The 26,363-nt window shown below is 46.8% G+C and carries 22 protein-coding genes; 12 read left to right on the plus strand and 10 right to left on the minus strand.

Annotation, left to right across the window (positions count from 1 at the left end; translation table 11 throughout):
• The first annotated feature begins 3 nt into the window (after positions 1-3).
• Positions 4-378 carry a cysteine peptidase family C39 domain-containing protein gene (locus ACJJI4_RS16435; protein ID WP_282931395.1) on the plus strand — a complete coding sequence of 125 codons (375 nt, stop codon included), beginning with the start codon at positions 4-6 and terminating at the stop codon, positions 376-378.
• A 545-nt stretch (positions 379-923) separates the two neighbouring features.
• Here the strand turns inward: ACJJI4_RS16435 and ACJJI4_RS16440 are convergent.
• Entirely contained in the window at positions 924-1,763 is an 840-nt protein-coding gene (locus tag ACJJI4_RS16440; RefSeq protein ID WP_282931394.1) for a right-handed parallel beta-helix repeat-containing protein, read from the minus strand.
• A 1,177-nt stretch (positions 1,764-2,940) separates the two neighbouring features.
• Here ACJJI4_RS16440 and ACJJI4_RS16445 point away from each other — a divergent pair.
• From ACJJI4_RS16445 to ACJJI4_RS16465, 5 genes are all read left to right on the plus strand, one after another.
• Positions 2,941-3,051 (plus strand): hypothetical protein, encoded by a 111-nt coding sequence (locus ACJJI4_RS16445; RefSeq protein WP_353057086.1) that lies wholly within the window; start codon positions 2,941-2,943, stop codon positions 3,049-3,051.
• A gap of 511 nt (positions 3,052-3,562) precedes the next feature.
• Complete coding sequence (locus tag ACJJI4_RS16450) at positions 3,563-4,921, plus strand: hypothetical protein (RefSeq protein ID WP_444925817.1); 1,359 nt, start codon at positions 3,563-3,565, stop codon at positions 4,919-4,921.
• 128 nt (positions 4,922-5,049) lie between these two features.
• Positions 5,050-5,214, plus strand: a complete 165-nt coding sequence (locus ACJJI4_RS16455; RefSeq protein ID WP_282931392.1) for a hypothetical protein — start codon at positions 5,050-5,052, stop codon at positions 5,212-5,214.
• A 278-nt stretch (positions 5,215-5,492) separates the two neighbouring features.
• Positions 5,493-6,716, plus strand: a complete 1,224-nt coding sequence (locus ACJJI4_RS16460; protein WP_444915619.1) for a hypothetical protein — start codon at positions 5,493-5,495, stop codon at positions 6,714-6,716.
• A 395-nt stretch (positions 6,717-7,111) separates the two neighbouring features.
• Entirely contained in the window at positions 7,112-7,927 is an 816-nt protein-coding gene (locus ACJJI4_RS16465) for a NosD domain-containing protein (RefSeq protein ID WP_282931390.1), read from the plus strand.
• A 147-nt stretch (positions 7,928-8,074) separates the two neighbouring features.
• Here the strand turns inward: ACJJI4_RS16465 and ACJJI4_RS16470 are convergent, their stop codons facing one another.
• A complete protein-coding gene (locus ACJJI4_RS16470) occupies positions 8,075-10,510 on the minus strand; it encodes a glycoside hydrolase family 19 protein (RefSeq protein WP_444925818.1) in 2,436 nt (811 codons plus the stop codon).
• Between the two features lie 896 nt (positions 10,511-11,406).
• Between ACJJI4_RS16470 and ACJJI4_RS16475 the strand changes: the two genes are divergently transcribed.
• A complete protein-coding gene (locus ACJJI4_RS16475) occupies positions 11,407-12,360 on the plus strand; it encodes a hypothetical protein (RefSeq protein ID WP_444925819.1) in 954 nt (317 codons plus the stop codon).
• A gap of 164 nt (positions 12,361-12,524) precedes the next feature.
• Here the strand turns inward: ACJJI4_RS16475 and ACJJI4_RS16480 are convergent, their stop codons facing one another.
• Positions 12,525-13,052, minus strand: coding sequence for a hypothetical protein (locus ACJJI4_RS16480; RefSeq protein WP_444925820.1), 528 nt, complete (start codon positions 13,050-13,052; stop codon positions 12,525-12,527).
• 282 nt (positions 13,053-13,334) lie between these two features.
• Positions 13,335-14,846, minus strand: a complete 1,512-nt coding sequence (locus ACJJI4_RS16485) for an MFS transporter (RefSeq protein WP_444925821.1) — start codon at positions 14,844-14,846, stop codon at positions 13,335-13,337.
• Between the two features lie 22 nt (positions 14,847-14,868).
• Here ACJJI4_RS16485 and ACJJI4_RS16490 point away from each other — a divergent pair, with 22 nt between their 5' ends.
• Positions 14,869-15,303: a helix-turn-helix domain-containing protein gene (locus ACJJI4_RS16490; protein ID WP_282931385.1), complete on the plus strand. Its 435-nt coding sequence runs from the start codon at positions 14,869-14,871 to the stop codon at positions 15,301-15,303.
• A 20-nt stretch (positions 15,304-15,323) separates the two neighbouring features.
• On the opposite strand, the gene cueO is transcribed toward ACJJI4_RS16490, so the two are convergent.
• Positions 15,324-16,895 carry a multicopper oxidase CueO gene (cueO, locus tag ACJJI4_RS16495; protein WP_444925822.1) on the minus strand — a complete coding sequence of 524 codons (1,572 nt, stop codon included), beginning with the start codon at positions 16,893-16,895 and terminating at the stop codon, positions 15,324-15,326.
• A gap of 236 nt (positions 16,896-17,131) precedes the next feature.
• On the opposite strand from cueO, the gene ACJJI4_RS16500 reads away from it, so the two are divergent.
• From ACJJI4_RS16500 to ACJJI4_RS16515, 4 genes are all read left to right on the plus strand, one after another.
• Positions 17,132-17,866 (plus strand): tetratricopeptide repeat protein, encoded by a 735-nt coding sequence (locus ACJJI4_RS16500; protein ID WP_444925823.1) that lies wholly within the window; start codon positions 17,132-17,134, stop codon positions 17,864-17,866.
• 42 nt (positions 17,867-17,908) lie between these two features.
• On the plus strand, positions 17,909-18,412 hold the full coding sequence (locus ACJJI4_RS16505) for an endonuclease V (protein WP_507021921.1): 504 nt from the start codon (positions 17,909-17,911) through the stop codon (positions 18,410-18,412).
• 343 nt (positions 18,413-18,755) lie between these two features.
• A complete protein-coding gene (locus ACJJI4_RS16510) occupies positions 18,756-20,114 on the plus strand; it encodes a hypothetical protein (protein WP_444925824.1) in 1,359 nt (452 codons plus the stop codon).
• Positions 20,115-20,235: 121 nt separating this feature from the next.
• Complete coding sequence (locus ACJJI4_RS16515) at positions 20,236-20,385, plus strand: hypothetical protein (protein WP_444925825.1); 150 nt, start codon at positions 20,236-20,238, stop codon at positions 20,383-20,385.
• A 512-nt stretch (positions 20,386-20,897) separates the two neighbouring features.
• Here ACJJI4_RS16515 and cas6e read toward each other — a convergent pair.
• The 5 genes from cas6e to casA form a co-directional block, all read right to left on the minus strand.
• On the minus strand, positions 20,898-21,668 hold the full coding sequence (gene cas6e / locus ACJJI4_RS16520) for a type I-E CRISPR-associated protein Cas6/Cse3/CasE (protein WP_413663212.1): 771 nt from the start codon (positions 21,666-21,668) through the stop codon (positions 20,898-20,900).
• A 10-nt stretch (positions 21,669-21,678) separates the two neighbouring features.
• Positions 21,679-22,437 (minus strand): type I-E CRISPR-associated protein Cas5/CasD, encoded by a 759-nt coding sequence (cas5e, locus tag ACJJI4_RS16525; RefSeq protein WP_444925826.1) that lies wholly within the window; start codon positions 22,435-22,437, stop codon positions 21,679-21,681.
• 8 nt (positions 22,438-22,445) lie between these two features.
• Positions 22,446-23,522 carry a type I-E CRISPR-associated protein Cas7/Cse4/CasC gene (gene cas7e / locus ACJJI4_RS16530; RefSeq protein ID WP_444915608.1) on the minus strand — a complete coding sequence of 359 codons (1,077 nt, stop codon included), beginning with the start codon at positions 23,520-23,522 and terminating at the stop codon, positions 22,446-22,448.
• A 183-nt stretch (positions 23,523-23,705) separates the two neighbouring features.
• Positions 23,706-24,284: a type I-E CRISPR-associated protein Cse2/CasB gene (gene casB / locus ACJJI4_RS16535; protein WP_444896171.1), complete on the minus strand. Its 579-nt coding sequence runs from the start codon at positions 24,282-24,284 to the stop codon at positions 23,706-23,708.
• A complete protein-coding gene (gene casA / locus ACJJI4_RS16540) occupies positions 24,284-25,885 on the minus strand; it encodes a type I-E CRISPR-associated protein Cse1/CasA (RefSeq protein ID WP_444925827.1) in 1,602 nt (533 codons plus the stop codon). The genes casB and casA overlap by 1 nt, the downstream gene beginning before the upstream one ends.
• Positions 25,886-26,363 lie beyond the last annotated feature (478 nt).

Below are 26,363 nucleotides of genomic sequence, written 5' to 3' on the forward strand. Positions count from 1 at the left end.
GGGATGGCAGATGGTATAGCAGGGCTTTTGCTTGCTATAAAGTTGTATTTAACATGGATGTTGCGGCGTAGTAGTAAGATGGAGGCAGTTTCAGGGATCGACACAGGATTGCATGCGCTGGTTGCCATAGCGCGTTTCCATCAATTGCCTGCTGAGCCTGATCAACTTTCCCACCAGTTTGGTCATGAAGGACAATCCTTTTCTGATACCCAGCTCCTACAAGCAGCCAAGGTTCTTACGTTAAAGGCCAAGCAGCTAGCGTCTGATGTCAGCGATCTGAGTAATGTCATGCTGCCCGCTATCGCTAAGGCACACGATGGCAGTTATTTTATTGTGGCATGCCTATCCGATGGTGAGGCATCTGCTGATTTCCAATAATGTCCAAGTGGATATTATTGATGTAAGAAAACCACCCACTTCCGCTAAGAAAGAAAAACGTCGAACTACCGTAAAGCTATGGATGAAATCAGAATCTATAGTACTAATTACAAGGACATTGGATGTTTACAGCCGAGCCGTACAAAACTGGAATATTGCTTACAATATCGGGCAGTTTCAAGGCATTAACCACTAAAAAATGCAGCTATCCGGAAGAGATGAACCATAGGCTTTAATATTAAGGAAAAAGTATAATTTGATTTATACAACAACATCTAATGAAAGAAAATGCTACCAGCCACGTACTCGAGAGCCTTATATAAGCTACTGATCTTGAACGCTTTTTACTTTATGTGAAAGTACAGTAGAACTCTACCAGAATCTAATCACAAAAAAGGAAGCTCATATATTTAACATACAAGCTCCCAATAGACAACTGATTGATAAATTTTATAGACAAGTTAAATAAAGCCCGCTATGAAATCCTACAAGATGTAGCCACCAGTTTAAGAGACTTTGAAAAAAGACTCGCTCGAAAAAAATTTTCAATCCAGGCAATCTGGATCTTTAGTGAGATATTCATTGTTTACCCAAATATTAGTACCACTGCAATCAGGGTCAACTGTATCCCTCAGATCAAAAGGATCATTACCAAGAGAAGAGTTCGCAGAAATAATATTGAAGTTGGAATTAGTAAAAATAAGAACTATACCACCATCTTGGCTATCACCGTTGCCATTATCGGTAGTTGTGTTCTGTGATATCACATTATTTGACGATCCTTCTATCAGAATACCAGCTCCTCCATTTCCACTTGAAGTGTTGTTAAAAACTCGTGAAAAACTATCATCCACCTGGATTCCGTCGGCAACACTACCTGTTACGGTACAGCCAGAAAAAGTATTGTAGTCATCATCCATATCGACTCCGACTCTACCACTATCAGTAATAACGCAGTCATTTATAGTATTGTAAATACTATCTATATCTATCCCATCATTAACACTATTAACAACTTCGGTACCAAGTACTTTGTGATACCCCTCTCCCTCTAAGAAAATTCCATCAAAACAGCCATCTATAACGCCTCCAGTGAGGGTGGCGCCATTGCCTTCGATTCGAATTCCTGCACCACCTAGGTCTCCTCCTGTAGTACAGGTCAGGGAATAGTCGCCCATATTTAAGCTGCCACTTGGGCCGACAATAGTAAGTGCATCAGGTTCATCGGTAGTTAGATCACAAGATAAGTCCTCAGTGAGCACTTCTGCAGTTGTAATTACATCGCCACAAGCCACTTCAGCCAAGGCAATTGATGAATATGAAGACGCCGAAAAAGCCATTATCGCTAATAGTGCCACCTTATCTACAGACTGCTTAATTTTCACATCCAACTCCTATCAGTTCAGAATAAAGAATACATCTCAGCACAGAGATACTGAGTCCCCTAAGTTTGGATGCAATAATAGCTTCCACCATAAGAAAAATTGCCTAAAATAATTGACGTTCGAACGAATAAAAAACTACGTCATTCTTTTGAAGAAGCTAGCGCAGCCATATCGATAGCAACGATTAAAAATAGAATCTTAAGCTGGCGCAATTACTTTTTAATGATTACTAGCATTTAATCCAGAACACCATACTCTGATCCAATTTTGAAAAGTACGATTTTATTCGCCAGCTAGTGCTTGCAGCTTATTATGAAAAACTTAGGTTATTTATATAAAATTTACTCATGATAGAAGTACTAACTTCGGGAAACTGTTACTTAATGTTCGGTCATAGAAAGGAATTATCATGTACACCAAGGCTGGTATTTACGTCGCTCTATCTTCATTTATTGCCACAAATTCTTTGGCTGAAGCAAATAGTACATCACTGTATCAGTAGGGTAGCGCTAACAGTGCCACTACTGACCAAAGCGATATTACTAGTATTGGCTACCAGATTGGCGATAGCAACCAGGGAAGTTCACTACAAGACTCCATTACTAACAGCCATTTTAACTATATCCAGTTAGACCATCAAAATAACGCCCAAGGTGTTCAAACCTACTCTAAAAATGCTTCTATTTCTATCTATCAAAAAAACACAGAAAATTCTGCCACTAGTTCACAAGGTAATATTATTAATGGAGAAATGCAATTTCATCAGATAGGACTTAGTAACAAACCAACAATACTAGATTCAAACAATGGCTCTAATAATAGTACACTTTCCGCTCAAATCGGTGATACCAATCAAAACTAGGTATTTATTAGCACGACAAACTCGGCCATAGACTATATCAAGAAAGTTGGTGCGGACAACCAGGTTTTTCTAATTCACAGTGTTAGTGATAATGACAAAGTAGAGATTATACAAGCTGGGGCCAGGCACACTATCGATATTAGTCTTATCTCTACAGCTAATAATGAGGTCATTATTAATCAACTCGGCAGTAGTAATATTAAAACAGTGAATTTGGGCGGCACAAGTAGCGAACTGCAACTACTGCAGGAGGGATATATTAATAGTTTAAACGTCACTTAGAGTGGAGAAGAGACTCACCTCTACACTCACCAAATAGGTAGCGATCATAGGCTCAGTCTAACCCAGAGTGGGAGACAAAATACTGTCGAACTCTCCCCAATTGGTAGCAATAACTTTATACAAATGATGCAAACTGGGGGTTAATAGCAGTGCTGACATACTACGAATAGGTGGTGACAACAGCGCAAACTACCAGCAGCAATAACCTAGCCCTTTCAAGGTTGTCTCGAAAGCTGTGCTGATCGGTGAGCTGATGTGATCATCAGGGCGCAACCTCCCTATATTCTTGTCAATCTATAAAATATAGATCAGCCCAGTACGTAGTCAGTCAAAACATAAACTCGACTTTATTCCTAACTTTGCCAAACTAAATTCTCATAGCTACATACCAATTCATCGACAAAAATTAAAGTAGCCTTTGATTGATCTGACGCTATAAATCAAATGGCTAACAACCCAAACTATGGCTTTAAACCATATCATCGTGTAGTAGAGTGATATTTTTTATGTACTAGCCTCCACTTTAGATTCCCAATCATTATTGACCGCACATAATTTTTCGTAGAAACACGAAAAACACTCTGCCTTTATATGGATGTTAAAGGCAGAGTATATGCTTACCACCCAAAGTCCAAATTGGTAAAGGAGTTATCCAATGAAGACCTATTCCCTTATAGCCACGGCCTTATCCTTTATGATCAGTGGGATTTCCTATGCGGAAAATACTGTCATCCAGAACCAGATGGGTACAGATAATAACGCGACAGCTGATCAAAGTGATCCGACCGTATTTGATAACCTTATTGTGCAAACACAAATTGGTGATAACAACGACGCTGATGCCAGTCAAACTAATGGCAATGTCAGCGGCGCCATTTATCAAACACAGCAGGGGGATAATAATAGTGTCACCTCGACACAAGATGCCACAACCAGCACTACGGCATCAGCACTCCAGGTCGGGGATAACAATATCGTTTTAACCAGTCAGGAAACCGCTTCAAACGGTAGCAGTGAAATCCTCCAGAATGGTGACACTAACTTTGCCAGCTCTGAACAAACCTCCTCAGATTCTGATTCTATTTCAATCAGCCAGTATGGCGATCAAAACCTGGCTACTAGTACTCAGGACACGAGTTCCAGCAATATTGTAGTCATTACCCAATCCGGTGACTTAAATATTTCAACTACATTGCAAAACACAGCAAGCTCTGGTAACAGCGCTACCACAATTCAATTCGGGCAACAAAATGCTGCTGGGATATCTCACCTTAACTCCTTTACCAATTCAGACTTGATAAGTCAGGTTGGTGATTTCAACAATGCCTCAATTAACAGAAACACCTCAAGTTCCGATAGTGCTATCGTAGTACAGTCCGGAGACTCCAATTTTGCCAGTGCTACTAGTTTTGATACTGCAGACAATACATTATCCATCTACCAATATGGGGATAATCAATTAGCGGTTGCCACACAAAGTAGTGCTTTTGAAAGTAACATTTATATTAGCCAAAGTGATGACAATAATATGGCTTTGGCAACACAATCAGGAGCCAGTGACAACATTGAAATTTATCAGTCAGGCTCATCCAATATGGCTACAGCCTTACAGGCGTCGACTGACAATAGCTCCAATATTATTTCCCAGGACGGTACACAAAACGATGCTACTGTCACACAAAGCGGTTCATCGGATACATCCTCTGTTGAACAAATTGGAAATATGAATATGGTTTCAGCTAGCCAATCAGCATTCAGTGGCTCACTGGATATCACCCAGGAAGGTGATGAGAACGAAATTACCTCAACACAGGATGGAGATATGGAGACAGCAACCATGCTGCAGGCAGGTAACTTGAATTTGATTGAGTTGGCCCAGAGCGGCATGCAAAACACTGCAACATTATCTCAAGACGGTAGCAGTAACTACATATCGGTTACGCAAACTGGCTTTAATGATGCTATCAGTGTTACCCAACTTGGAGACGGCAATAGCGCTACATTTATACAGTAGACTGATAGAGACTTTCGTTAAGGTGCCCTTTGGGCATCTTAACCTACTCAATATGCAAAAGTTAATGAGCACATCGCCTAAACATCACCATATGCTGTCATAGAGATTTTGTAGTCAAGGAGTATCTTATGAAAATCTCTTCCTTCCTTACCGATTCCCTGGCGCTGACCATCAGCAGTGCTGCTATCGCCGAGAATAATTTTGTTACTTCACAGCAAGGTAGGGCCTTTCTGAGCACCGCTGTAACACAAAATGGCAGTACCATGAGGCAGACAATACCCATACGGATCTGAGAAATTTGATGATATTAATCCAGATTGGCTGCTGTCATTCTGAAGAAATTTCACAAAGTGTATGTAAACCAAACTTCATTTACGTTACAAATTGGTAATGCCAACTTTGCCAGTGTGCAGCAATAGTTATATCCAAAACTCACAGGATTAGGCTCTGTATGCAGTATCGTTCATCGGCAGAGCCTCTAGTGGATATCAGTGGTCAATTCGATTTACAAGGAGGAAGCAGTAACTGAACGGACAATGATTTAGGGATTTTTAGTTTAAAGGAGTAACTTATGAAAATCTCACCACTTATCTTTAGCTCACTTGCGTTGGCAATCAGCAGTGTGGTTTTTGCCGAAAACAATTTTGTAATCCAAAACCAAACTGGCATAGGTAATACCGCCACAGCCAATAATGCAGACTCTGATGTTAACAACAGCTTAATAGTACAAACTCAAATTGGAGTCAATAACAGCGAGGATGCCCTCCAAATTGATGGAACCAGTGAAAGCACCATCGTGCAAAGCCAGATCGGTGTCGCCAATGACAGTGAGACTGCCCAGGAAAATACCAGTAATGGGCATATCAACACTTCTCAGACAGGGGATAGTAACAGCGCTAATGCTGGCCAGGGAAGCTCATCAGACGGATCGATTATCGTCAATCAAATCGGCGTATCGAATACCGCTACCTCCCAACAGGTTGTGACCTCTTCAATCTCATCACTCACCACTCAAGTGGGAGAACAAAACTCTGCGGAAATTTACCAGGAGAATATAAGTTCTGCTAGTGGCACACTTCAACAATTTGGAGTATCAAATACGGGGAATATTCTGCAACTGCTAAGGTCTGGTAGCACTGGAACTCTGCTTCAGGTCGGATCATTAAATACAGGCCGTATTGATCAAATTGACAGCGACACCGCTCAAGGGTCTATTACCCAAATTGGAGGTAATAACTATGCGAAGATTTCTCAGCTGGATGCCACTTCTGATAGTGCAGAAGTATTACAAAATGGCACTCAGAACTCCGCTGAAACTACCCAGACTATTAGTAACTCTAATAGTGTATTTATTGCCCAGCTAGGAACCTTAAATACAGCAACTACTAACCAGAATCTATCTGAAGATGGCTCCCTAATCATTACCCAAGGCGGTTCAGGAAATAGTGTTGAGGCCGACCAAAATACACTGATAAGTAGTGGTGAGATTGCTCAGCTCGGAAGCCAAAATGCAGTGGATACTGATCAGTTAGGGCTTGATGTACACTTGCTGGTTGCACAGATCGGAACAGCTAATACCGTCAGCCTACAGCAGGATGGCACTATTCTCAGTGCAGATGTTGCCCAAATTGGCAATTCCAATGAAGCAGTGATCTCACAAAGTGGCCTGAATAATTCCCTCACACTCCTACAAATTGGCGAAGGGCATTACAAGGAGATATCACAATCTGGTGAAGGTCATTCCTCTTTCACGATCCAAATCGGCAGCGCCAACTTTGCCCAGGTCACACAGTAGGAGTAAACCGGCACCCCTATTTTTAAGTAGCTCTTAAATATGTTGTAACACCATGCCGCCAATATCCTTTGTGATATCCGGCGGCATTATAGTTTATTAGCCCTATCGTATATTTCCGCCTTATACACAAGGCGCAAGCACAATACCACAGAATAAAAAGAGTAATCTGTACGTATAAAAACAGCCGATCCAGGAAGTTCTTAGCCGCTAATTATTCCTCCCTGTTTGGCTGGAATCTATGCAAACATCAATAACATGCACCCATTTCCCACGCCTGATCTCCGTCACCTATTACCTCACACACCAATCAATCATATCTATATTTTTCTCAGAAGATCCGCTCAAAGGATCTCTTTTAAGCGCTTCCTTAAAGCAACTGACAGAGAAGAAACCCTATGCAGGCAGGAAAATATTTCCCATTCATTTTTGCACCCGTGCTTTTACCAGCCCTATCTTTTGCCGACGTTCAGTGCGGCGATACCATTACCACCGCTGAAATAATGACTGAAGACATATTATTCTGCACTGCCACACCGCCAATCACCATATCCGGTCCCAGCGGCAATCTGGATATGAACGGGTTTACCGTGCACTGTGCCGAACTTCCCGTGCTGAATACTGGCATTATTTTGTCTGGTCAGGGGGCTTTTCTCTCAAACGGGACTATTGAAAATTGTTATACCGGCGTCAGCGCAGAGGACTCGGGATTTCATGGAATTTACAATATCCTAGCGCAAACTAACGAAATAGGTATTTCCCTAACCAGCAATAACAACTTTGTTAGCAGTTCTACAATTTCTTTAAATACCGAAATGGGTATCTCTTCCGATGGGGATTTTAACAGCATACTTTCAAATGAAATTGTAGGTAACTGGAGGGACTCTATTGTTATCCAAGGGGACTATGCTCTCGTTTCACAAAACACCATAGAGCCTGTAGCTGAAGGGGTAAACACAGGAGAGAATGGTATCGTTATCGGCAGTTCGTCCGGGGGTATTATTACGCAAAATACCGTTTTAAATATTATTTTTAGCGGCATATTGATGCAGGAATTTGCGCAAACCAATTACCTTATTACTGGCAACAGAGTTGATGCGGGCGGCTTTGGCCTTGGCTTCGACCTTAATGATGCCAATGCCGATGCCTGTACATCTTCCAATACATGGATCTCCAACACTTTTACAACGGCTAACCCCAACTGCCTGGATTAAAATTTTGTCTAACAGGAATGTATATGCCTGTAGATAGGTTTAGAGAAAGATAACACCGAAGGAAAGGTAATAAAAAAGTGACCTGGCTGCGGGGGGGAACCAGGTCACTGAAAGGGTTTGAGTGGGGGCTATTTAGCCCCGTGGTTTTTAGTCTTGGTAATCGACGGTCATATCAAAGTTTCCTTCAACACACTTGGCATAATCGCCCTCATTCAGTGCTGAGTAGGCAGTCTGGTAATTCACCAACTGACATGCGTAGCTCTCATTATTTGGGGTATCCGCAGACCATCCCCAATCTTTATCCCAGTAAATATCCAGGGAGGCTGCACCGCCAGTCTGGAATTGCCCCATATTGGCACAACCGAGTTCTTCATCTGCAGGAATTTCTACACCGAAGTATTCCGCTGTGCTCTGGTAGTACTCGATCCGATACTGTGAGCGGTAGTCTTCAGTACCTGAACTACATTCGATCGCACCGTTAATAATATTGGTGGTAACACCGAATCCTGCAGTCAGGTTATTGGCCAGATCCACACTATTCGGTTCCCAGGTGCCATCAATTACATGCAATATGCTTGGCTTGGGTGGCTGTGGGTAGACGAAGAAGAAGATGGAACTGGCCAGGTTCAACCAGGTATCCGCGACTAACTCCGGCGCTTCCAGCAGGGTGTAAATATCGCCATACATCGCCTGGGAGAAAGGGCCGTAGTTATAGTTCCAGCTCAATTGCTTGGCACCGCGACCGAAGTAGCTCTTATAGCCACCGTCATCATTGATCGCACAGGGCCATGCTTCTGCTGCCCAGCTGCTGCTAGCATCACAGGCGCCGTAGCCGCCGGAAGTATCTTCTGTCCAGCCAATTTCCCGCAACCAGTACAGGCCCTGGCGCCATTCCGGCACTTCCCAACCTGTTGCGTGGGCACCGGTTTCCTGGGCGTAGTGTGCAAACATTACCGCCATCGACTTGCGACAGATCGCCTCGGCATCACGGCCATCGGTATAGTCACCACAGAAAGCTGGGAACTTGGCTACGGCACGGAGGAAATTGGTGTAGGTGTACTCTTCCGCTCTGAGGGCAAAAAGGTAATCCCAGTCTTCTTCAGACAGGATACTCTCAACGCGGAGGACATTTTCGGGGTTTGCACTGCGGCCAGGTTGTACCGCCTCAACCACAGCGTTGTCTCGGGTTTCAACAGTATCCTTTACTTCCTGAAGCAGGGAATCACTGCTGGTAATCGACTCTTCCGCAGCTTCCAGTTCGCTGATGCCCATCACATAGCCATCGGCTGCGGCACAGCCATCCTGGCTAATGGAGACCTCGTCCACATCACTGGCTTGAGTGGAGTCAGAAGCTGTCAGCTGGAAGGTGTAGGTTACATCGCTGTATACCTCAGACAGGGTCACTGAGGTAGCGCTGCCGGTATAGTTGGTCATCTTTACAACCGGGCCACTGGTTTGGCTCCAAATGTAAGAGATATCGCTGCCGCCGGTACTGCCTGAGCCATCCAGATTAACCGTTCCACTACAGCCTACATTGATACTTGAGGCCGAGATATTTGCGGTTACTGAGCTTTCAGAACCATCGGTATTATCATCATCGTCGTCTTCATCGGTATCGTCCACCGCGAGGTTTTGCACGGTTACCTGTGCTTCTTCAGTAGTGTCACCATCACTGACGATCAAGCTAAAGACATAGCTCACATCAAAGGTGCTTGAAGGTAGGGTAACAGTGGTGGATGCGCTGGTCGCAGAGGCAATATCTGCTTCAGGAGAGGCCGGGGATAATTGGGCCCAGCTGTAAGATAAATTGCCGTCCCCACCGGAGGCACTGGCATCAAGTGTTACAGTTCCACCACCGGTAATTTGTGACTGCGACACTGAAGCACTGACCGTAATCGGAGTGCTATCGGAATTATCGCTGCCATCGTCACTGTTGTCGTTATCGTCGTTATCACTGCCGCCATCGTTGCCACCGGTGCCGGTGTCGTCATCTGAGCCGCCATCACTGGAGCAACCATCCGCTTCCTTAAGAAGCCAAGGGGAACCCCAGGTATTTTCAGCCGTTAATGCATCGGTGGGGTGGTCGTCACCATTAGCCCACCACTGGGCAACAAATAAGTCGCCGTCGTAACAAACTTCTTCGCCTTTGCGATAGTTTTGACCGGAAATATAAGTATCGGAGTCATCGGAGCCACCAGTGCCACCACCACTGCCGGAACCTGCATCATCATTATTACCAGAATCCGTATCTCCGTTATTACCGGTATCAGTATCATCATCAGAGTCGTTGTTATCACCATCACCAGAATTGGAGTCATCGCCACCACTGGTATCGCACGCACCTGACTCCTCCAAAATCCAGGGGGAGTCCCAGCGGTTTTCTGCTGTCAGGGCATCCGAGGGAATTTGAGAAGCTGTTGCCCACCATTGAGCTTTATATAAGTTTCCCCCGTAGCAAACCTGGCTGCCACCGGAATAACTCTGCCCCGCAACGTAGTCGTCGGCGGGTTGTGCCGCACTCAAACCTTGAGCGCCCAGCATCAGCGCCGATGCTATGGCTGTGCGAATAAAAATATGGCTCATAGAATCTCCAATTGTCGTTTTTAGGGTTCTATTTAAAAACGCAGTTTTATGCGATGAGGCAACCACCGAACTGCTAGGTATTACTTGTAAAAATAGAGATTAAGAGCTCGTGTGAATGATCTGTAACGGATAGCGTTTGCGATTTGAGCAGTAGACAATTATGAAATTGTTTTATGCGATCAAAGTCATTGAACTCAGCGAAGGGCAACATCCCCTCTCCCGTTATTATTCACTCGATTAAATGCAGCTGCCTTTGCGCCCCTTAAAAACCTTTACAAATACTTACTTTATTTTTGTACGCTGTTCATATAACCCCATACGTACACAGCAAATTCGATAAACCCCAGGGGGAATGGTTCCAGACATACAGAAAATATTTCGTGACCACCTAGACATAGATGATGTGCGCAAGTGGGCAAATATTATTAAACGAGGAATTAATTGCAAAAAAATACAGCACAAGGGATTTGTAAGCCTAAAATGTATCTTTAATTGGCAAATTATCCTAACCGATCGACCGGGAAGTATATGAACAGGGAAGAGATAGTTGCGACCCAATGTTACTTTGAGAACTTCTGTAGCCGCATCCGTCATTATTACTGAAACAATGTACTTATTTTATGGGTAAATGAGAATAATCTCCCAATATCACTGTGACCCACAGTCAGCAAATAATAAACTCAATAAGTACCAACCTTCTAAAAAGTGACTTTATTCTCAAGTTTAAAGTACTTATATCCCATGGCATTCCCCCCACTTCATACGACACTTAAGTCGGCAATATCAGTAGTAATAAGCCGAAACTAGCAACCCTTCACCTTATCAACATTATTAAATCATCGCCATAAGCCTCAAACAAATATGCATTTTAGTCAATTCAACATTGGGAGTTTTCTGTGAAGCAACACCATATCCTTTTTGCGGTCATACTTCTTTTGCCAAGTATGGCTATTCGCGCCGACAGCAATACTTCCAATGTGGAACAGACGGGCGATGGAAATCTGGCAGTCGCAGATCAAACCGATCCCTCCGTTGAAAACAACCTGATAGATCAGTCGCAGACAGGTAATACCAATTCAGCTGAAGCCATACAAACTGTAAACTCTTCATTTAGCTCGATAATTCAAACACAAACCGGCAACAGCAATGATGCCTCTTCCAGTCAGGAAGAAAGCAACTCAACAATGATATTGATACAACAGGTTGGCGATAACCAAATTGCATTGAGCACCCATTTTCTCACAGAAAATACTGTCGGGGAGATTTACCAGGAAGGGCAGCTGAACGATGCTGAGATGCTCCAAACTGACTCACTCAATGATACTGGCTACCTATTTCAATCAGGACAGAGCAATATAGGCTTTGTTCGCGCCACGAGTGGTGAATTCCATACCGGGTCATTATTCCAAACAGGAACTTCAAATGACGGTGCCCTTATTCAACTACGAGGTGCCTTCTACACGGCAACAGTTACACAAAATGGAATAGGAAACGATGCGACAAGCGCACAGAATTTTGGCGAATCCATTATGAATGAGATAACCCAGAGCGGCGATAGTAATAATGCGAGTGTGTTGCAAATATTCATTGAAAATAGCTACGCCCAATCAAGTCAAATTGGATCAGACAATATTTTATTTACCCGACAAGAGGGAGAATTTATGAATATAAGCACGACACAGGTCGGTATGACTAATGAGATTACAGCAAATCAGGGTGGCTCTTTGAGTTTTACTACAGCTCAGCAAAATGGGCTGGATAATTTTATGGAAATTTCACAAGATGAGATGAATGGAAATATCACCGCTAATCAGGCGGGTAACGGGAATACCGGAATGATATTTCAGTAGTAATAGTAGGAGTAAACCGGGGGAACACTCACTTTCCGTTGACTTACAGAGAGCTTAATGTGCCCCCCAAACACAAAGGGAAATACTTTAAGGGCTTTTGTGCCTGAGATTATTTTCTTTACACTTCCTCTCTGGCACACCTGCTACCTAATGGCCAACAAAAATTATACGCTGATAGGTTCAAAACTTGGTGAAAACACTCTAAGTCGACCCTCACGCTTCTCCTCGCTAAAGTCACAGCTGGTCAATCTAAACATCAACACATAGTCGGAAAGGCAACGAGTATCGTGAATATCCCCTGGTAAGAACGCACTACAGTCACCGGGCTTCATTTGATAGCAGCCCCGGCTCACCAGTTGTTCACCATCGTCTTGATTGAGCAAACCATAGGTAGACATCTCCACTTCACCATGTTGCACTGCGTAAAATACCCAGCCATTGCCATGATTATGTGGTGGGCGATAGAGCCCATGAGGCTCCACATGAACCAGTAAGATAAAACCCTTATCTTCATCCCGGTATAACTCTACACTGGGTTCTTGGCGACTGTGTAGATCAGCCAACCATGCTTCATCAGGATTTGATGCCGCCAATTTTCCCAGGGCTTCTCGACATCTCACAATTGATGAAGTATCAAGTCCCTGCCAATTCGCTTTAAGTGCTTCAACACACTGTCTCAAAGAATTCGTCACTGATTGGTCCTCCTAAAGCTCTCTCGATATCTTGTTGAAAATTACTGCGAATCCACAAATTCAAGATACAACTTGAAGCCAGCTTTAAGTCAACCAGATCTGTGCCTGTATTTTTAGCTATTTAAGTCGTGGGTGAAGTGTAAAAGCGTTGGCCTGGAAAATAGGAATAAATCAGGAAATAGAGATGGGTATTAATAGCTCCAGCAGCTATTAATACCCGCGAGTGCTCACTAAAACGAAGCACTCGCTAATGGGTTTACTTTATAGCTCTGGAGGTAATCGTTAATTTTGCGTTTTGGAAGCAAGCTTGCTGGCAAGAATAGACACGATCTGTATTGTTAATGCGGTTAACAAGAACACTGATGCCAGGCGATAAACGGCATTGAGGCCGTCCGCTATCTGTGACGGGCTCATGTCTTGCAGGGGCTGGCTGGGTACAAGCCCTACAAAAATCACACTCATCACTGAAGCTCCGGTCAATAAACCCAAACCTCGTGAAAGGCTGAGAAACCCGGAAATACGCCCACGAACTTCGGCCCGGGCGCTATTCATGGTCATGGTATTAACTGTCGAAAGGTAGGTTCCGTAACCCATTGCCATAGTGACGGAAAAAACCAGATAGCCTACCAAGCCCTGCTCCACCCTGAGCAGCCCCATTCCCAAGGCTCCACAAAGCAAAATTACCAGACCCAGTAATACGATACCTCGACTATTGAATCGATCCACGGCTCGACCGGCAAGATTTGAACAAGCAGCCACCATAAATGATCCGGTTGTCATCACCAGCCCTGCGATAAAAAGGTCCAGATCCAGTGCCAGAGTCAAATAAAAAGGCCCTACAATCAGGCTGCTCATTACCGATGAAGCCACCAAAAAGTTTCCAGCCACATTCGCCAAGAATGTCTGCTTTCCAGAAGATTCCGTAAATCCTTCACGCAGGGGTTGTACTTTCTGCCTGACATAAAACAACCCCACACCAAATATCACCGATAGAGCGATAGCAATGCCATTAACTGCGGAATATCCCTCTCCCAATGGTTTAATCGCCAGGGTATAAAAAACAATGCTAAAGAACAGGAATGCTGCGGCCAGGTAGCGTTTGAATCGACTTCTGCCATCAACAACTTCGCTGACTATGTTTTCCGGCAGAGTTCGATATGCGAGAAAGAACACCCCCAATCCCACCGGCACTACCAACCAAAAGATAGCCTGCCAATTCAGGTTTTCGACAATCAAGCCGCCCACAATAGGGCCCATGCCAGTCCCAACCGCAGACAGGCTGCCCAGTAATCCAATTATCTTTCCCGTTTCACTTTTATCGAAAACGTCGCTGGCAATAGCCATAGACACAGCCACGAACATCGCGGCACCGACCCCTTGTATTGCGCGGAAAAAAACCAGAGTCCAAACATTGAAAGACAGCGCGCAAAGTAATGTCGATAAGGTGAATATCAATCCGCCACTTAGAAACAATTTCCTGCGACCCAGCTTGTCACTGAGGCTTCCGGCAATAGGCAGGGTCGCAGTCATACACATCATGTAGGCCACGGTAATCCACTGAGTATTACTGAAGGAAGCCCCCAAGCTTTCGATTAGTACAGGCAGCGCCATATTAATTGCGCTGACTCCCAAGGCTGCGAGCAAGGTCGCCAAACACAAGGTGACCAGGACTCCTCTTTTGGAAACCTGAGCAGCCTCTTGGGAAATTGGGTCTTCGGAATAACTTTTCGCGGTGTGCATAAGCTGAACTTTGACTTGCCAGTAATGACGCGTGAAACTAGCATACAACTTCAAGTGAGCTTGAGGTCAATAAGCGATGAATAACAGGGAAGAACTGGATATACGCGAAGTCTCCAAACTGTCGGGACTCCCCTCTTCCACACTTCGGTATTATGAGGAAAAAGGCCTGATAAAGTCATGTGGTCGTCGGGGAATTACCCGAATTTTTAAAGCCACAGTGATAGAACAGTTGTCCCTTATCTCCCTTGGCCGCTACGCCGGTTTTTCCCTGGATGAAATTGGCGAGATGTTTTCCTCTAATGGCAACCCCGCTATCGACAGGGAGCAGCTCCTCGCCAGGGCCGACGATCTGGAAAAGAATATCCGCCGACTCGAAGCTATGCGCGATGGGCTACGCCATGTGGCCAACTGTCCCGAGGTCAATCAGCTGGAGTGCCCCAACTTCCAAAACCTGATCAGGAAAGCTACCAAGTTACAGCATAAGGAAGACAGGAAACAGAAGCGACGCTGACAGAATAGCAGCGAATAAAGTCAGGAGACACTAAACTCTGTCATCATTCCCGAGTCCTCGTGCTCCAAAACATGGCAGTGCGCCATATAGGGCATATCCGGCATCGCCGGCAGCGGGAAACGAACAAATATTTCCGCTTTGCCGCCATCGGATATAGGCATCGTATCTTTCCAGCCGCGCATATAGAGTGGCGGTTCTGCATTATTGTATTTTGTGACTCGAAACTGGCAGCCGTGGATATGTACCGGGTGTAGCATTTGGTCCTGTCCCTCTGAGATCTCCCAGCGCAGATCCTTATTCCTCGCAACCTTAAATCCTGGCTCGGTAAATGCAAAGGAAACCCCATTAATCGCATTCGCAGTTAGCTGCTCTTTTAACGGCAATGCCGGCCCCTCAGTAATCAGCTTCAATACTTTGGCCACCACATCGGGGTTGGTCGTACCGGCGGCAACCATCTGTGGTAGCCCCGTTGCACCAATCACTGCTTGCGCCTGCCTCTGTCGGTTCATTTGCATCACCAGCTTCTGACTGATTGGTGGCAGGTTTTGGGGAATTGTCGGCAGGGATACCAGGCTCTCCGGCAACTGTCCTTTTCCCTCAGATGTTCCAGGCACCACACTGAGAAAACTGTGGGCCTGATCAAATGGTGGCAGGCGCATTATTGGCTGGGGCACTGGCAGTGTTTGGAAGTCGAAAGGCTTGCCATCGCGGGTGTCGATCATGACTTCATAGCGCTCTCCTGCAGCAATAGGCAGTACATCTACTTTCACTGGTTCCGAGAGAAAACCGCCATCGCTGGCGATCACGTAGAGTGGTCGCTTGTCACTGGTGGCAAGCCGATAGTTGCGTCCGTTGGAGCCATCCAAAATACGAAAGCGCACCCAGCCTTTAGGTGGCCTGACCACCGGATTAATAACGCCATTAACCAGAAGTCGATCCCCACAATAGCCCGCCGCAACCGTCACTTCGTTAAAGCGATGGAAGAACTGACCATCATCGGTAAAGCGGCGATCCTGAATCACTAACGGAATGTCATCCACACCCCACCGCGAAGGTATCGGCAGTGCATCGCCTTCTTCATCATCGATAATAATCAATCCCGCCAAGCCTTTGAGTACCAACTCGGCGGTTGTCGGGTAGAGGTGGGGATGAAACCACAAGGTGGCGGCGGGCTGAATTATGTTCCAATCTACGGTCCAGGTTTCTCCAGGTTTCAATGGCATATAGGGACCACCGTCGGCATTGCCGGGTACGATTAGTCCATGCCAATGCGCAGTTACATTTTGCGGCAGATGATTGACCACGCTGACGGTTACTTTCTCGCCCTTGCGCACCCGTATCGCCGGACCTAAAAACGGACCATTGAACCCATAAGTACGCGTAGTCACCCCCGGTAGGAAAGACTGCTTGCCCGGGCGCGCTGCCAATTTAATCCGGCCTTGCCCATCTGCACGCAACTCCGGGGGAATTGGTAGAGCCTGACGGCGCCCCTTCTGTGCCTGGGCAGCTTTGGAAGTCGACACCCCTGTTAGCAAGGCCGCCCCCAATGCCCCAGTGGCAAAACAAAATTCCCGTCGCGACAATTGAGCCATTGGCTCACCTCCCTATGCGCCATAGTTTCAAGTGTCTAGGGCACTGGTCACTTTTATCCCCAGAAATCTTAGACGGCTTATTCCAGTGGCCCAGTAGTATATTGCGACAACTGTGCACTCAATACAGAGTGGTACCCCGGTGCACAACTCCGTGATCCACAGCTCTTGTGCTCTAAGCGAACTCGGTTAACCTTGCCCACGAAAAGTTAGTAGCGAAAATAAGAAGAGTAATCCCTATGCCGTTTCTTATTCTATCCATCCTTATTCAGGCAGCTTTTGTAATTCACGTGCTCAAAACCGGGCGCAACACCACTTGGATTTGGGTTCTGGTGATGCTGCCCATGGCCGGAGTTATTGCTTACCTGGTCCTGGAAATCCTGCCGGAATTAAACCAGTCACGCAGTGCCAAAAATGCGCGCAGGACGGTGCGGGAAACTCTAAATCCCAATCGGGATATCCATCAGGCTGCACAAGAGTTGTCCCGTTCCAATAATGTGGAAAACTCTATGCGCATGGCCGATGAATGCGTGAAACGCGGCCTTTATCACGAGGCAAAAACTCTCTATGAAAAGTGCCTCCAGGGGGTTCATCAGGATGACCCTGAGCTGATGTTTGGGTTGGCACGCTGTCAGTTTGCTCTCAATCTGTTTGAACTGACCAAGGAAACACTGGACCAATTAATCGAAAAGAACCCCGATTTTAAAAATCAGGATGCTCACTTACTTTACGCTCGTACACTAGCGGCATTGAAGCAAGTAAAAGAGGCCCACCACGAGTATGAAACGCTGTACCAATACTATAGCGGACCAGAAGCAACTTTTTACTTTGCCTTATTCTTGAAAGATCAATCCCAGGTGGAAAAGGCCAATGTCTTGTTCAATGAAATCCTTGAGAAATCCAAAACACTGGGCAAGCACTACAAAGCGACTCATAAGCAGCTGTTAAAGCAGGCAAAACTGGAAGTATCCTGAACCAACTGCAACATTCGACTCAATGGTAAAAAGGCTCCCAATATGATTTTGGCGGTAGATGTAGATTACCGGGACCCCGGAGCAATGGTAGCCGGGGTCGGCTTTGAGAATTGGTCAGCTCCTGAGCCCGAGCAACTCTATCTCAGTAAAATAGAGAGTACCTTGGCCTATGAGCCCGGTGCTTTCTACAAGAGAGAACTCCCCTGTATCCTCACCCTAATCGAGGAGCACAAGATAGAAGCAGAACTGATTGTTATCGATGGTTATGTATTTCTCGGAGGGGAACAAAAACCGGGTCTGGGTGCCCATCTCTACTCCGCTCTCCAGCAGGAAGTTCCCATCATCGGTGTCGCCAAGAAACCGTTTAAGGACACCCCTGTTGAGGCGGAGCTGCTGCGGGGAAAAAGTGTAAAACCGCTGTATATCAGCAGCCTCGGTCTCCCTTTGCCGGAAGCCAAAAAATTGGTGAAAAAGATGCATGGAGACCACCGTATCCCCACTTTATTAAAACGCGTGGACCGCGAGTGTCGAAAGTCCCCACGATAATTCCCGAGAGAATGAAAGGCAGTTATCGCCGCCATTTCCCAGTCACATCCCTGGGACTTTCTTCCTACATTTTCAATACTTATTTCTCATATCCTACCCCTTCGATGCCAGCAATAATTTTTCTATTCGGCGGGAAATAGCTACTGAAAGTAAAAGCTACCTGGCATCCGTTTATCCCATAGGGATAATTTGGCGCTTAGATAGACGGCTAGCAGTAGCTAAGATCCCATACTGATGTATTCGGCTCGTAGTTTTTGATGTCTACTTGTGAAGTGCGAGTGGACGATGTTCATTAGCAGCCCCGAATGGGCTCCTTGGAAGTTTTGTAGTAAAGGAGTTACTCATGAAGTTATGCGCCAGTATTGCGACACTCGCACTGGTTGCCTTTAGCGGCAATGCGCTGGGCACCAACTCTACTGACTTGGAACAAATCGGTTCAGGTAACTCAGCAAATTCCGACCAAACTGAAGCGGGTTTCGGCAATACTATTATCAAACGCCAAATAGGTGATACTAATACCGCTACCGCCACTCAAAGTGGCGGTGTTATTAACAGTAGTATTCAGAGTTCCCAGATCGGCAGTCAAAACGAGACCACGATATCTCAATCCGGTGGTGCTTCTCTAAGCGCAACCAATACACAAATCGGATCGCAAAATACTTCCGAGATCACCCAAGAACTCTCTCTCGACAGCCAGGTCTCTATTCTGCAACTTGGTACCTCCAATGCTTCCACTATCGAACAGCGCTTTGGCAGCGGTAATACCATTACCAATATCCAGGATGGAGACAGTCACTTTTTTATTGGTCGCCAGGAAGCCAGTGCTAACGGCAGCATTTTTGTATTCCAGGATGGCGAAAGGCAAAGTGCCGTGGTAGAGGAAACTGCAGGCAATATAGGCAGTTCCGTTTTAATCTTTCAGTTTGATCGGGACGACTTTGCCACCGCCAGCCTGGTTGCCACAATCGATGGCACCTTGGACATACTGCAGGATGGCAGCGATATCTATGGCGGGCTCGCACAATTTGCCAGTGTCAGCAGCAGTATGACCTTACGGCAAACAAACAATCGCCACTTCGCCTTTGCAACCCAAGTAGACAGTCTGTTCAATGACCTTCTGATTATCCAAAGACTCGGCGATGCCAATATCACCTCGATTACCCAAACCGGTGCCTTTAATACCCTTGAGTTACGCCAAAATGGTGGGGGCAACAACGCGGCTTTAGAACAATCTGCACTGAGTAGCAGTATCGATGTACGCCAGACCGGTACCACCAACCAGATTACGGGTTCCCAGCTGGGTGCCGAATTCAACTCCATGAACAGCGAACAGTTCCTGATTGATAATGTGGTTGTTATTAATCAAGGCGGCTTACTGATCAGCGCGACCAATGAACAAACCGGGTTGCAGAATGTTGCCAATATCGAGCAGGCTGGAACAGAGGTAGATATATTCACCCGTCAATTGGGTTTCGATAACCGGGCAACGTTCGAACAGGCTGGTGAGTCTCTTTCAATAAGCTCCCGCCAGTTTGGCGATAGTAATAACATCACCATCACCCAGAGCGGTGACTCCAACTCAGCCTTTAGCCTGCAAATTGGTAACAATCACACCAAGGAAATTACTCAGACAGGTTCTAATGGCCGCGCTTTTAATTTCCAGATCGGCGGCGAGAGTAATACCGGCGTAATCATCCAATAATTTCAGCCAAAATTCAGAAGCCCCCGGTAATACACTGCGGGGCTTTCGATTGCGAAATCTACAGGAAAAAGAAGAAGGGAAAAGTCGTTGTGCAGCCCCGCGAAAGCGGGGAACAACTAGGATGCACTCCGACAACTTCTCCATCGTCGGTTTATCCCCGAGTATTCAGGGAACACCTTGCGCAGAGCACAAAGGCCATGCCTTATCCGGTTTACCCCTGTACAAACAGGGAACAGTCGCGCAAATGGAGCGCGATCATAGCACACCCTAATTACATCCCCGAGCCTTCGGGGAAACATTTTCAGAACTAATGTCCGTGCGCTATCGGCTACGGTCCAACCCCGCCCAGCGGGGGAACAAACTCAGGTGTCGGCACAACCCAACCCCACACTCGGTTTACCCCCGCAGCAGCGGGGAATAGCCCGAATCATTACCGTGCAGCTTTGACGATTTTCCACGGTTTAACCCCGCCTGGGCGGGGAACAGCCTCGGTTAAGATCGCCTTATTGCGCAATTACCGGTGCAACTCCGCTTATGCGGAGAACCTATTCGGAAAGGAGTGTATAACGGGATACCCTCCGGTTTAGCCCCGTATATACGGGGAACAGTATGAAGCTGGTTTGACCATCATCTCACCGGTCGATTTATCTCCGCTGATGCGGGGAACTCTCTAAATATGCCTATTTGCTATCCTCTAAAGTCTCAGTATCGTTGCCGTTACTTTTGAATCCCAGCCCTCGCTCTCAAACACTTCCAGTTGTATAACAACTCTATTTATCCCAATCAGATTCGGCGGATTAACATCAATCCACAACCAAATGCTTTGGCCGGCCCCATACCCGCAAAAATATTTTTTATAAATAATTCGGGTTCAGTAACCAAAAGCTCTCCCCGGTAATCCACAGAACTGAAACCAGCACCGCGCTGCTTTTTATGTAACAAATTCCAACGATACCCATTGCAGTGAAGTTTTGGTGGGTAAATATCAAAGCCGAGGCGCGTCCCCCGGTGAATTAACCAGCTGCGGGCGGCAGTTTGGCTGACATCCTGTAACCGGGTTTCAATCTGCCCCTGGTCAAACTGCTCCGGCTTTTCCTGCACCAAGCTCTGCTTCAGCTGCCCTTTGCCACCTTCAACAGGTAAACCATGCAATTCGCACTGCTCCCTCAACCAATGGTATTGGGCATCCATCAGCACATCGTGCCGCTTGCCGCGCTTTTGCCCTTCAGTTTTACGAGCAACTGTAGGGTTCGCCCGCAGGCGGAAGGCCAGCCGATCGCCGGGGTTTAAGCGGGGCTCGAAGATTTTAGTCTCTACCAAAAATATCGGATTGTCCTGCGCAGGCCGGACTTTAGACAGCAGGTAATACACCGGTAGATTGCGTTTGCTAAGCAGCTGTTCCCGCGAGGATTCCTCACGAAATAAAAAACGCTCATCACCATCAAAAAGATCCCACAAGATTTGATGGATACCGTAGCTGTTTTCGCTGAGCAACCGTGCCAGCTGCTTCTGCACCGCCAGCGAGGGAGATAGTTGAACTCTGGATAAATACATAACCGCTCCCTTATGACTGCCAGAGATTTTCAATACGCGGCTGGAACTGCCAGCGCTTGCGAGATAGGGGCTGATCGAGACGGCTAAGCCGCTGTACAGATCCTGCTGAAAACACTCCATCTTCCGCAGAGAAATCATCCAAGCTACCCTCCCAGTAGTAACGACAACTCTCTTCTGTAGGCAACCAGCGCTCCTGCCGGGCCCATTCCGGTTGGTAATCCAGCAACTCCGGGGATTCATAATGATCCAGGGCGCTGCGGAAATTGTCCGCACCGATCACCCGTGCGGCAGTGGGGGCTGAAAGGGGAAATGCTTTTCGCCCCAGATAGAGGTGATACTTTGGCCGGGCCAGGGCTTCACACAGCTCCGCCAGAGACCAGTTAGCCTCTTCACAGGATCTCAGGGCCACTATCGCCTGCGCATCCACCAGATACTCCCTGCGGGATAACAGGGTTCCCAGACGCGCTTTCCCTACAACCAGCTCATCCCGGCGCGTATGGTAGCGGCGCTTGCCAGTGGAATCTGGGACCTGCACCGTGTGGAAATCCTTTAGCAAAGTACCGACATTCAGCACCTTTACCGCCTGGCGATATTGCCGGGCCAGGCTCTGGTGTAAGTCCTCTCGCTCCCGAGGTATCCCCAGTGCCGCACCAAATAGTCCCGCGATAGCGGATTTACTCGGGTAGTGTGCGCTGTGGCGGGATTCCCCCACAGCCACTTCCCCCCAGGAAGCCATGGCACCGTAAAGACGAAATACTAGGTATTCCATAGCGCCACCTATTCGCTGACAAAGGCCAAAAGTTCCTCGATATTACCTTCGCCAGTTACGGCATTGAGAACATAGCGGCTATCGGCACAATCCCCGTACACCTTATCGAAACTCTGCAATTGCTTTTGCAGTGCATCAATAGCGTCATGGGCGTAATCCTCGCTATAGCGATCAACCGGCTTCAGGTAGGCCGCAGAGAGAGAGCGCGGTTGCTGGTCACCGGCTTCGGCCACGACATATGAGGCATAGGCACGGCTGGCATAGCTGTTTTGTTTACCGCTGGGAGAAACTTTAAGGATTGTCTCAGTCAGCGCAGCTACAGCTCGATCGGCCAGGGGTTTATTCCCGCCCAGGTTTTCAATGAGCAGCTCTTTGTTAATGCAGATATAAGAATAAAATAATCCCGCAGCAAAACCCGCCTCCCCCAAGTGAGCAGCACCGGCATCCTCGCTGCGATCATTCAGGTCGTCTACCGCAGTAAAATAATCATCTTCAATCACTACAGAGTGAGCCGAGAGTGCATGGGCCACCTGGCACGCCGCTTCAACGTTATAGGTGGGCTTGGAAGCGAGCATACGGCCAAACAAGGCGATATCCACTGCCATGTTTTCCTTGCGCAATAAATCCAACTCTGTCTTCTCCGGCTCCCGCCCCTCTTCTGCCAAGGTTTTCAGTAGTGCATTGATCCCGTTTTGCTCGGCACTACTGAGGTGAACCAACTGCTCGATTTCCAAATCGGCCAGAGGGTTATCTTTTTCCGGCTTTTTTAACTTACCGAATTGCTCGGCAATTTTCTGCGCCCACAATTTGGCCTTTTTCTCAGAGACGCCCAGTTCCAATAAAGTCTCATAGGCCAGTACCCCCTGACGCTTGGTTCTGGTGCCAATGAGGCTATCCCCCTGCTCCGTTGCCAATACCTGTTGGAACAACTCCGACGTTCGCCAGTGACGCTTAAGGCTCTGGGAGGAAATTCGCAGGCGATCACAACCTCCCATCTTCGCTGTTTTTGGCCGCCCCAAGTCATCCCGGTTCAGGTTCGCAGGGGGATAGGCGGTCAATACATGCAATTGAATAAAGCGGCTCATAAATCTCTCCTTGTTGCGACCGTCAGGCCATCACATTACTTCGATTCATTTCTCAGGTATCTGATCAACAGTCACTGTCAATCGGTCAGGCTTTGCTCTGTGCTTAGTGTTGTTATGGGAATAGCATTTAAAAATTCTTTAGGCCCCTAAGACCCCTTTAATTTGGAAACTTTTGAATTTTTCTCAATCTGGTAATACGGCGTAGTAATCAGTTGCCCAACGCACAGCCAGGCGTTCCTGTGGATGCCGTGCCGGAATCGTGCGCATCTCTCTTTGCCAGTGCAGCAAATCATTGGCAAGAGAAGCTATATTGGCTCTGCCATCCAGCAGGGCCAGGGCCCGTACTATGCGGCGGTAAAACTCAGCCGTATCGCGACTTTTTTGCAACTGAAAAAAACGTAGCTCACTTAAAGGGGGGCGCCCGCCTCTCTCCCGGGGCATAGCCAGGGACCGGGCAAAACTGATATCCATAGCCTCGCTGCTATCAACATCAATTGTTTTGCTGGTGTTATCAGTTTTTACGTGTGCAATTACGGTGGCTACCAGAGCCGCATCTTCGATACGAATTTGCTCATCTTTCTGCCAGCGCTCAGGCATATCCTTTAAAAAACGGATAAAGGCTGGAGTAGGCATTACATCCATAGGCTCCACCGCACGGCGCAAACGCGCTCGATCGGCCCTGCCAGCTTTGTCATTGAGCCAGCGGTGCCACTCGCGCAGTCGGCTCACATCTGTATCGCTAAGATATTGATATCCGGCCATCACAATTCCTCCTGTTGTTGCTCAACTTTGGCTGTATTATCCAGAGCCTTTAAACTTGCCAGACTGGCGAGCTTATTTCTTAAAAAACGTCGCGCCCGGGTCACTCGCTGCAATTTCAGGTCTTCCGCAGAGCCCTCCATTGACCAATGATCAAACTGCGCCAAGGCCGTTTTTTTCAATATGTGTGCCCAGGCAATAGCCACCGGTGCAGGTGTAAATTGGGATTTCTTGGATTCGAGGGATAATTGCTTGAGCGAGTGATAAAACTGGCTTTCCGTCGCCTGCCAAAACGCCTGATCGACAAATGAAAAATCCCCCTTAGCCTCATTAGGGTTATTAAACCAGGCAGCCTTTACCCTAAATCGCAGCTCTTTCAAAGTATCTTTTGCAGCCGTTAAAAGCTGCCCTGCCAGCTGAATAAATAGCGACTGATGCTCAGGGGAAATAGGCAGTACTGGCATTTCCTGTTCATACCAGCAACGCGCTTTCATATTGTCCATGTCATAGCCAAATCCCCACAGGCGTACATCGACATTCAAATCAAGTTCTTCGAGAATTTCTGCATATTCCTCATGGAATAAGCGCACCGCCCGGCTCGCTGCATCGCCATTTGAATGGTCATTCCACATAAGCCCCAACCAATGCCGATAACCGAGGCCACTCTGTTGACCTTTCAAACTCAAGGGTGGGGCTTTTTTCTTGGGATCACGTCGATAGGGCGTAAGGGGATGAATCCAGGGACCCTCGTAATTAATACCATAATTCTTAGTGGTATATTCCCGAATTAATTGACTCGTCTGCTCTCCACAAAGATCGCAGTAACCCTTGCTTTCTCTCGGGATATGGAAACGTATCCTGCGCGGCATACCCCAGTACATTTGCAGGGGATGGGTATCATTGGGAGACGTAGAGGAACCTTGTTTGTCAGAGAGGCGGGAGGGAGCGAGCCAGGGGAAGATGCAACTATCAGAGCTTTCAGACCTTGACCCAAATTCCTCTTGTGGCAGGATATTGAGCCACAATTTCTGCCAAAGGTTGGCATCATCTGCCTCTGGTATTATCAATGTGGTCAGAGGACCACCACCACGCAAACTGGTTCTATGCCCCACTCCTCCGGAGGGGGCGTTAATTTGCAAGGTAAACAATGCACTAGCGGCACAGCTGGGACATACACCCTGCACCCTACCGCCCTTAATAAATAGATCCTGATTATCTCTACAGGTTTTACTGCCCGGCGCCTCAATCAGTAGGGCAGCAATCGACTTTGATTCCCCCACACTCAATTCCAAGTCCTGCATAAATGCAGGCCCGGACTCTTGAAACAATTCAAAATTGGGAGCGTAGTTTTGCAACCGTGATTTCAGTGTTTCCTCAGTAGGCGCCTTTTTCCAGTAGACTCCCCAATCATCGACACTTTCAGGTGCAAAAGCTGTTTGCAACAGGCCAATTAAAAACTGGAACAGCGCCCCGCGAAAATCCGGTCGTACCGTGCAAATGTCTACGACAGGATTATCCACCTCGGCAATTTGCCAAGGAGCAATTCTTTCCTGCATACCGCATCGCCGGATAATTGGCAGCCAGGAATCTTCAACCAAATTCACCACGATCCTCCCTGATCCAGTCTCCGCCCTCTTACTCCGTTATAGCCATGCTTTTTTCAAGAGCTAGAGGGAACAGTTACACTCAGAGCAGTGCGAGCGCCTCTGCCTCATTTTTGAGTGCTCAATCTCTCAGCGTCACTGCCGGGACACTAATTCCGTTACCTTATGCCACTCTGACTGGGGAAAAATGATCTGGCTCAAGTCTGGGCATCTTTCTCACTTTCCGCACCGGAAATCAGGGTAGCGCCTACTACCTCACACAAAGAAAAGTGCTCAGTTATCCCATAGACCACACACAAGATAAGGGTATTAATCCCATTCGCCTCTCTATATGAGAGTATTCCTGTACAGACAATTCCCCCACCCTTTAGCCTGCATCAGCTATTGACCTCAATTGTTAATCAACAGATACAAAAAAGCCCCTTGATGGGGCTCAAAACTAGCGACAGACTCTATTGTGAAGGAAATTTAACGAATC

This window comes from Microbulbifer maximicatervae (SeqCode) (assembly GCF_052467305.1).

Excerpts from the sequence above, each read along its gene's own strand:
- ACJJI4_RS16435 (WP_282931395.1), top strand. The coding sequence starts at position 4 with ATGGCAGATGGTATAGCAGGGCTTTTGCTTGCTATAAAGTTGTATTTA.
- ACJJI4_RS16450 (WP_444925817.1), top strand. The coding sequence starts at position 3,563 with ATGAAGACCTATTCCCTTATAGCCACGGCCTTATCCTTTATGATCAGT.
- ACJJI4_RS16455 (WP_282931392.1), top strand. The coding sequence starts at position 5,050 with ATGAAAATCTCTTCCTTCCTTACCGATTCCCTGGCGCTGACCATCAGC.
- ACJJI4_RS16460 (WP_444915619.1), top strand. The coding sequence starts at position 5,493 with ATGAAAATCTCACCACTTATCTTTAGCTCACTTGCGTTGGCAATCAGC.
- ACJJI4_RS16465 (WP_282931390.1), top strand. The coding sequence starts at position 7,112 with ATGCAGGCAGGAAAATATTTCCCATTCATTTTTGCACCCGTGCTTTTA.
- ACJJI4_RS16470 (WP_444925818.1), bottom strand. The coding sequence starts at position 10,510 with ATGAGCCATATTTTTATTCGCACAGCCATAGCATCGGCGCTGATGCTG.
- ACJJI4_RS16490 (WP_282931385.1), top strand. The coding sequence starts at position 14,869 with ATGAATAACAGGGAAGAACTGGATATACGCGAAGTCTCCAAACTGTCG.
- cueO (WP_444925822.1), bottom strand. The coding sequence starts at position 16,895 with ATGGCTCAATTGTCGCGACGGGAATTTTGTTTTGCCACTGGGGCATTG.
- ACJJI4_RS16500 (WP_444925823.1), top strand. The coding sequence starts at position 17,132 with ATGCCGTTTCTTATTCTATCCATCCTTATTCAGGCAGCTTTTGTAATT.
- ACJJI4_RS16505 (WP_507021921.1), top strand. The coding sequence starts at position 17,909 with ATGATTTTGGCGGTAGATGTAGATTACCGGGACCCCGGAGCAATGGTA.
- ACJJI4_RS16510 (WP_444925824.1), top strand. The coding sequence starts at position 18,756 with ATGAAGTTATGCGCCAGTATTGCGACACTCGCACTGGTTGCCTTTAGC.
- ACJJI4_RS16515 (WP_444925825.1), top strand. The coding sequence starts at position 20,236 with ATGCACTCCGACAACTTCTCCATCGTCGGTTTATCCCCGAGTATTCAG.
- cas6e (WP_413663212.1), bottom strand. The coding sequence starts at position 21,668 with ATGTATTTATCCAGAGTTCAACTATCTCCCTCGCTGGCGGTGCAGAAG.
- cas5e (WP_444925826.1), bottom strand. The coding sequence starts at position 22,437 with ATGGAATACCTAGTATTTCGTCTTTACGGTGCCATGGCTTCCTGGGGG.
- cas7e (WP_444915608.1), bottom strand. The coding sequence starts at position 23,522 with ATGAGCCGCTTTATTCAATTGCATGTATTGACCGCCTATCCCCCTGCG.
- casB (WP_444896171.1), bottom strand. The coding sequence starts at position 24,284 with ATGGCCGGATATCAATATCTTAGCGATACAGATGTGAGCCGACTGCGC.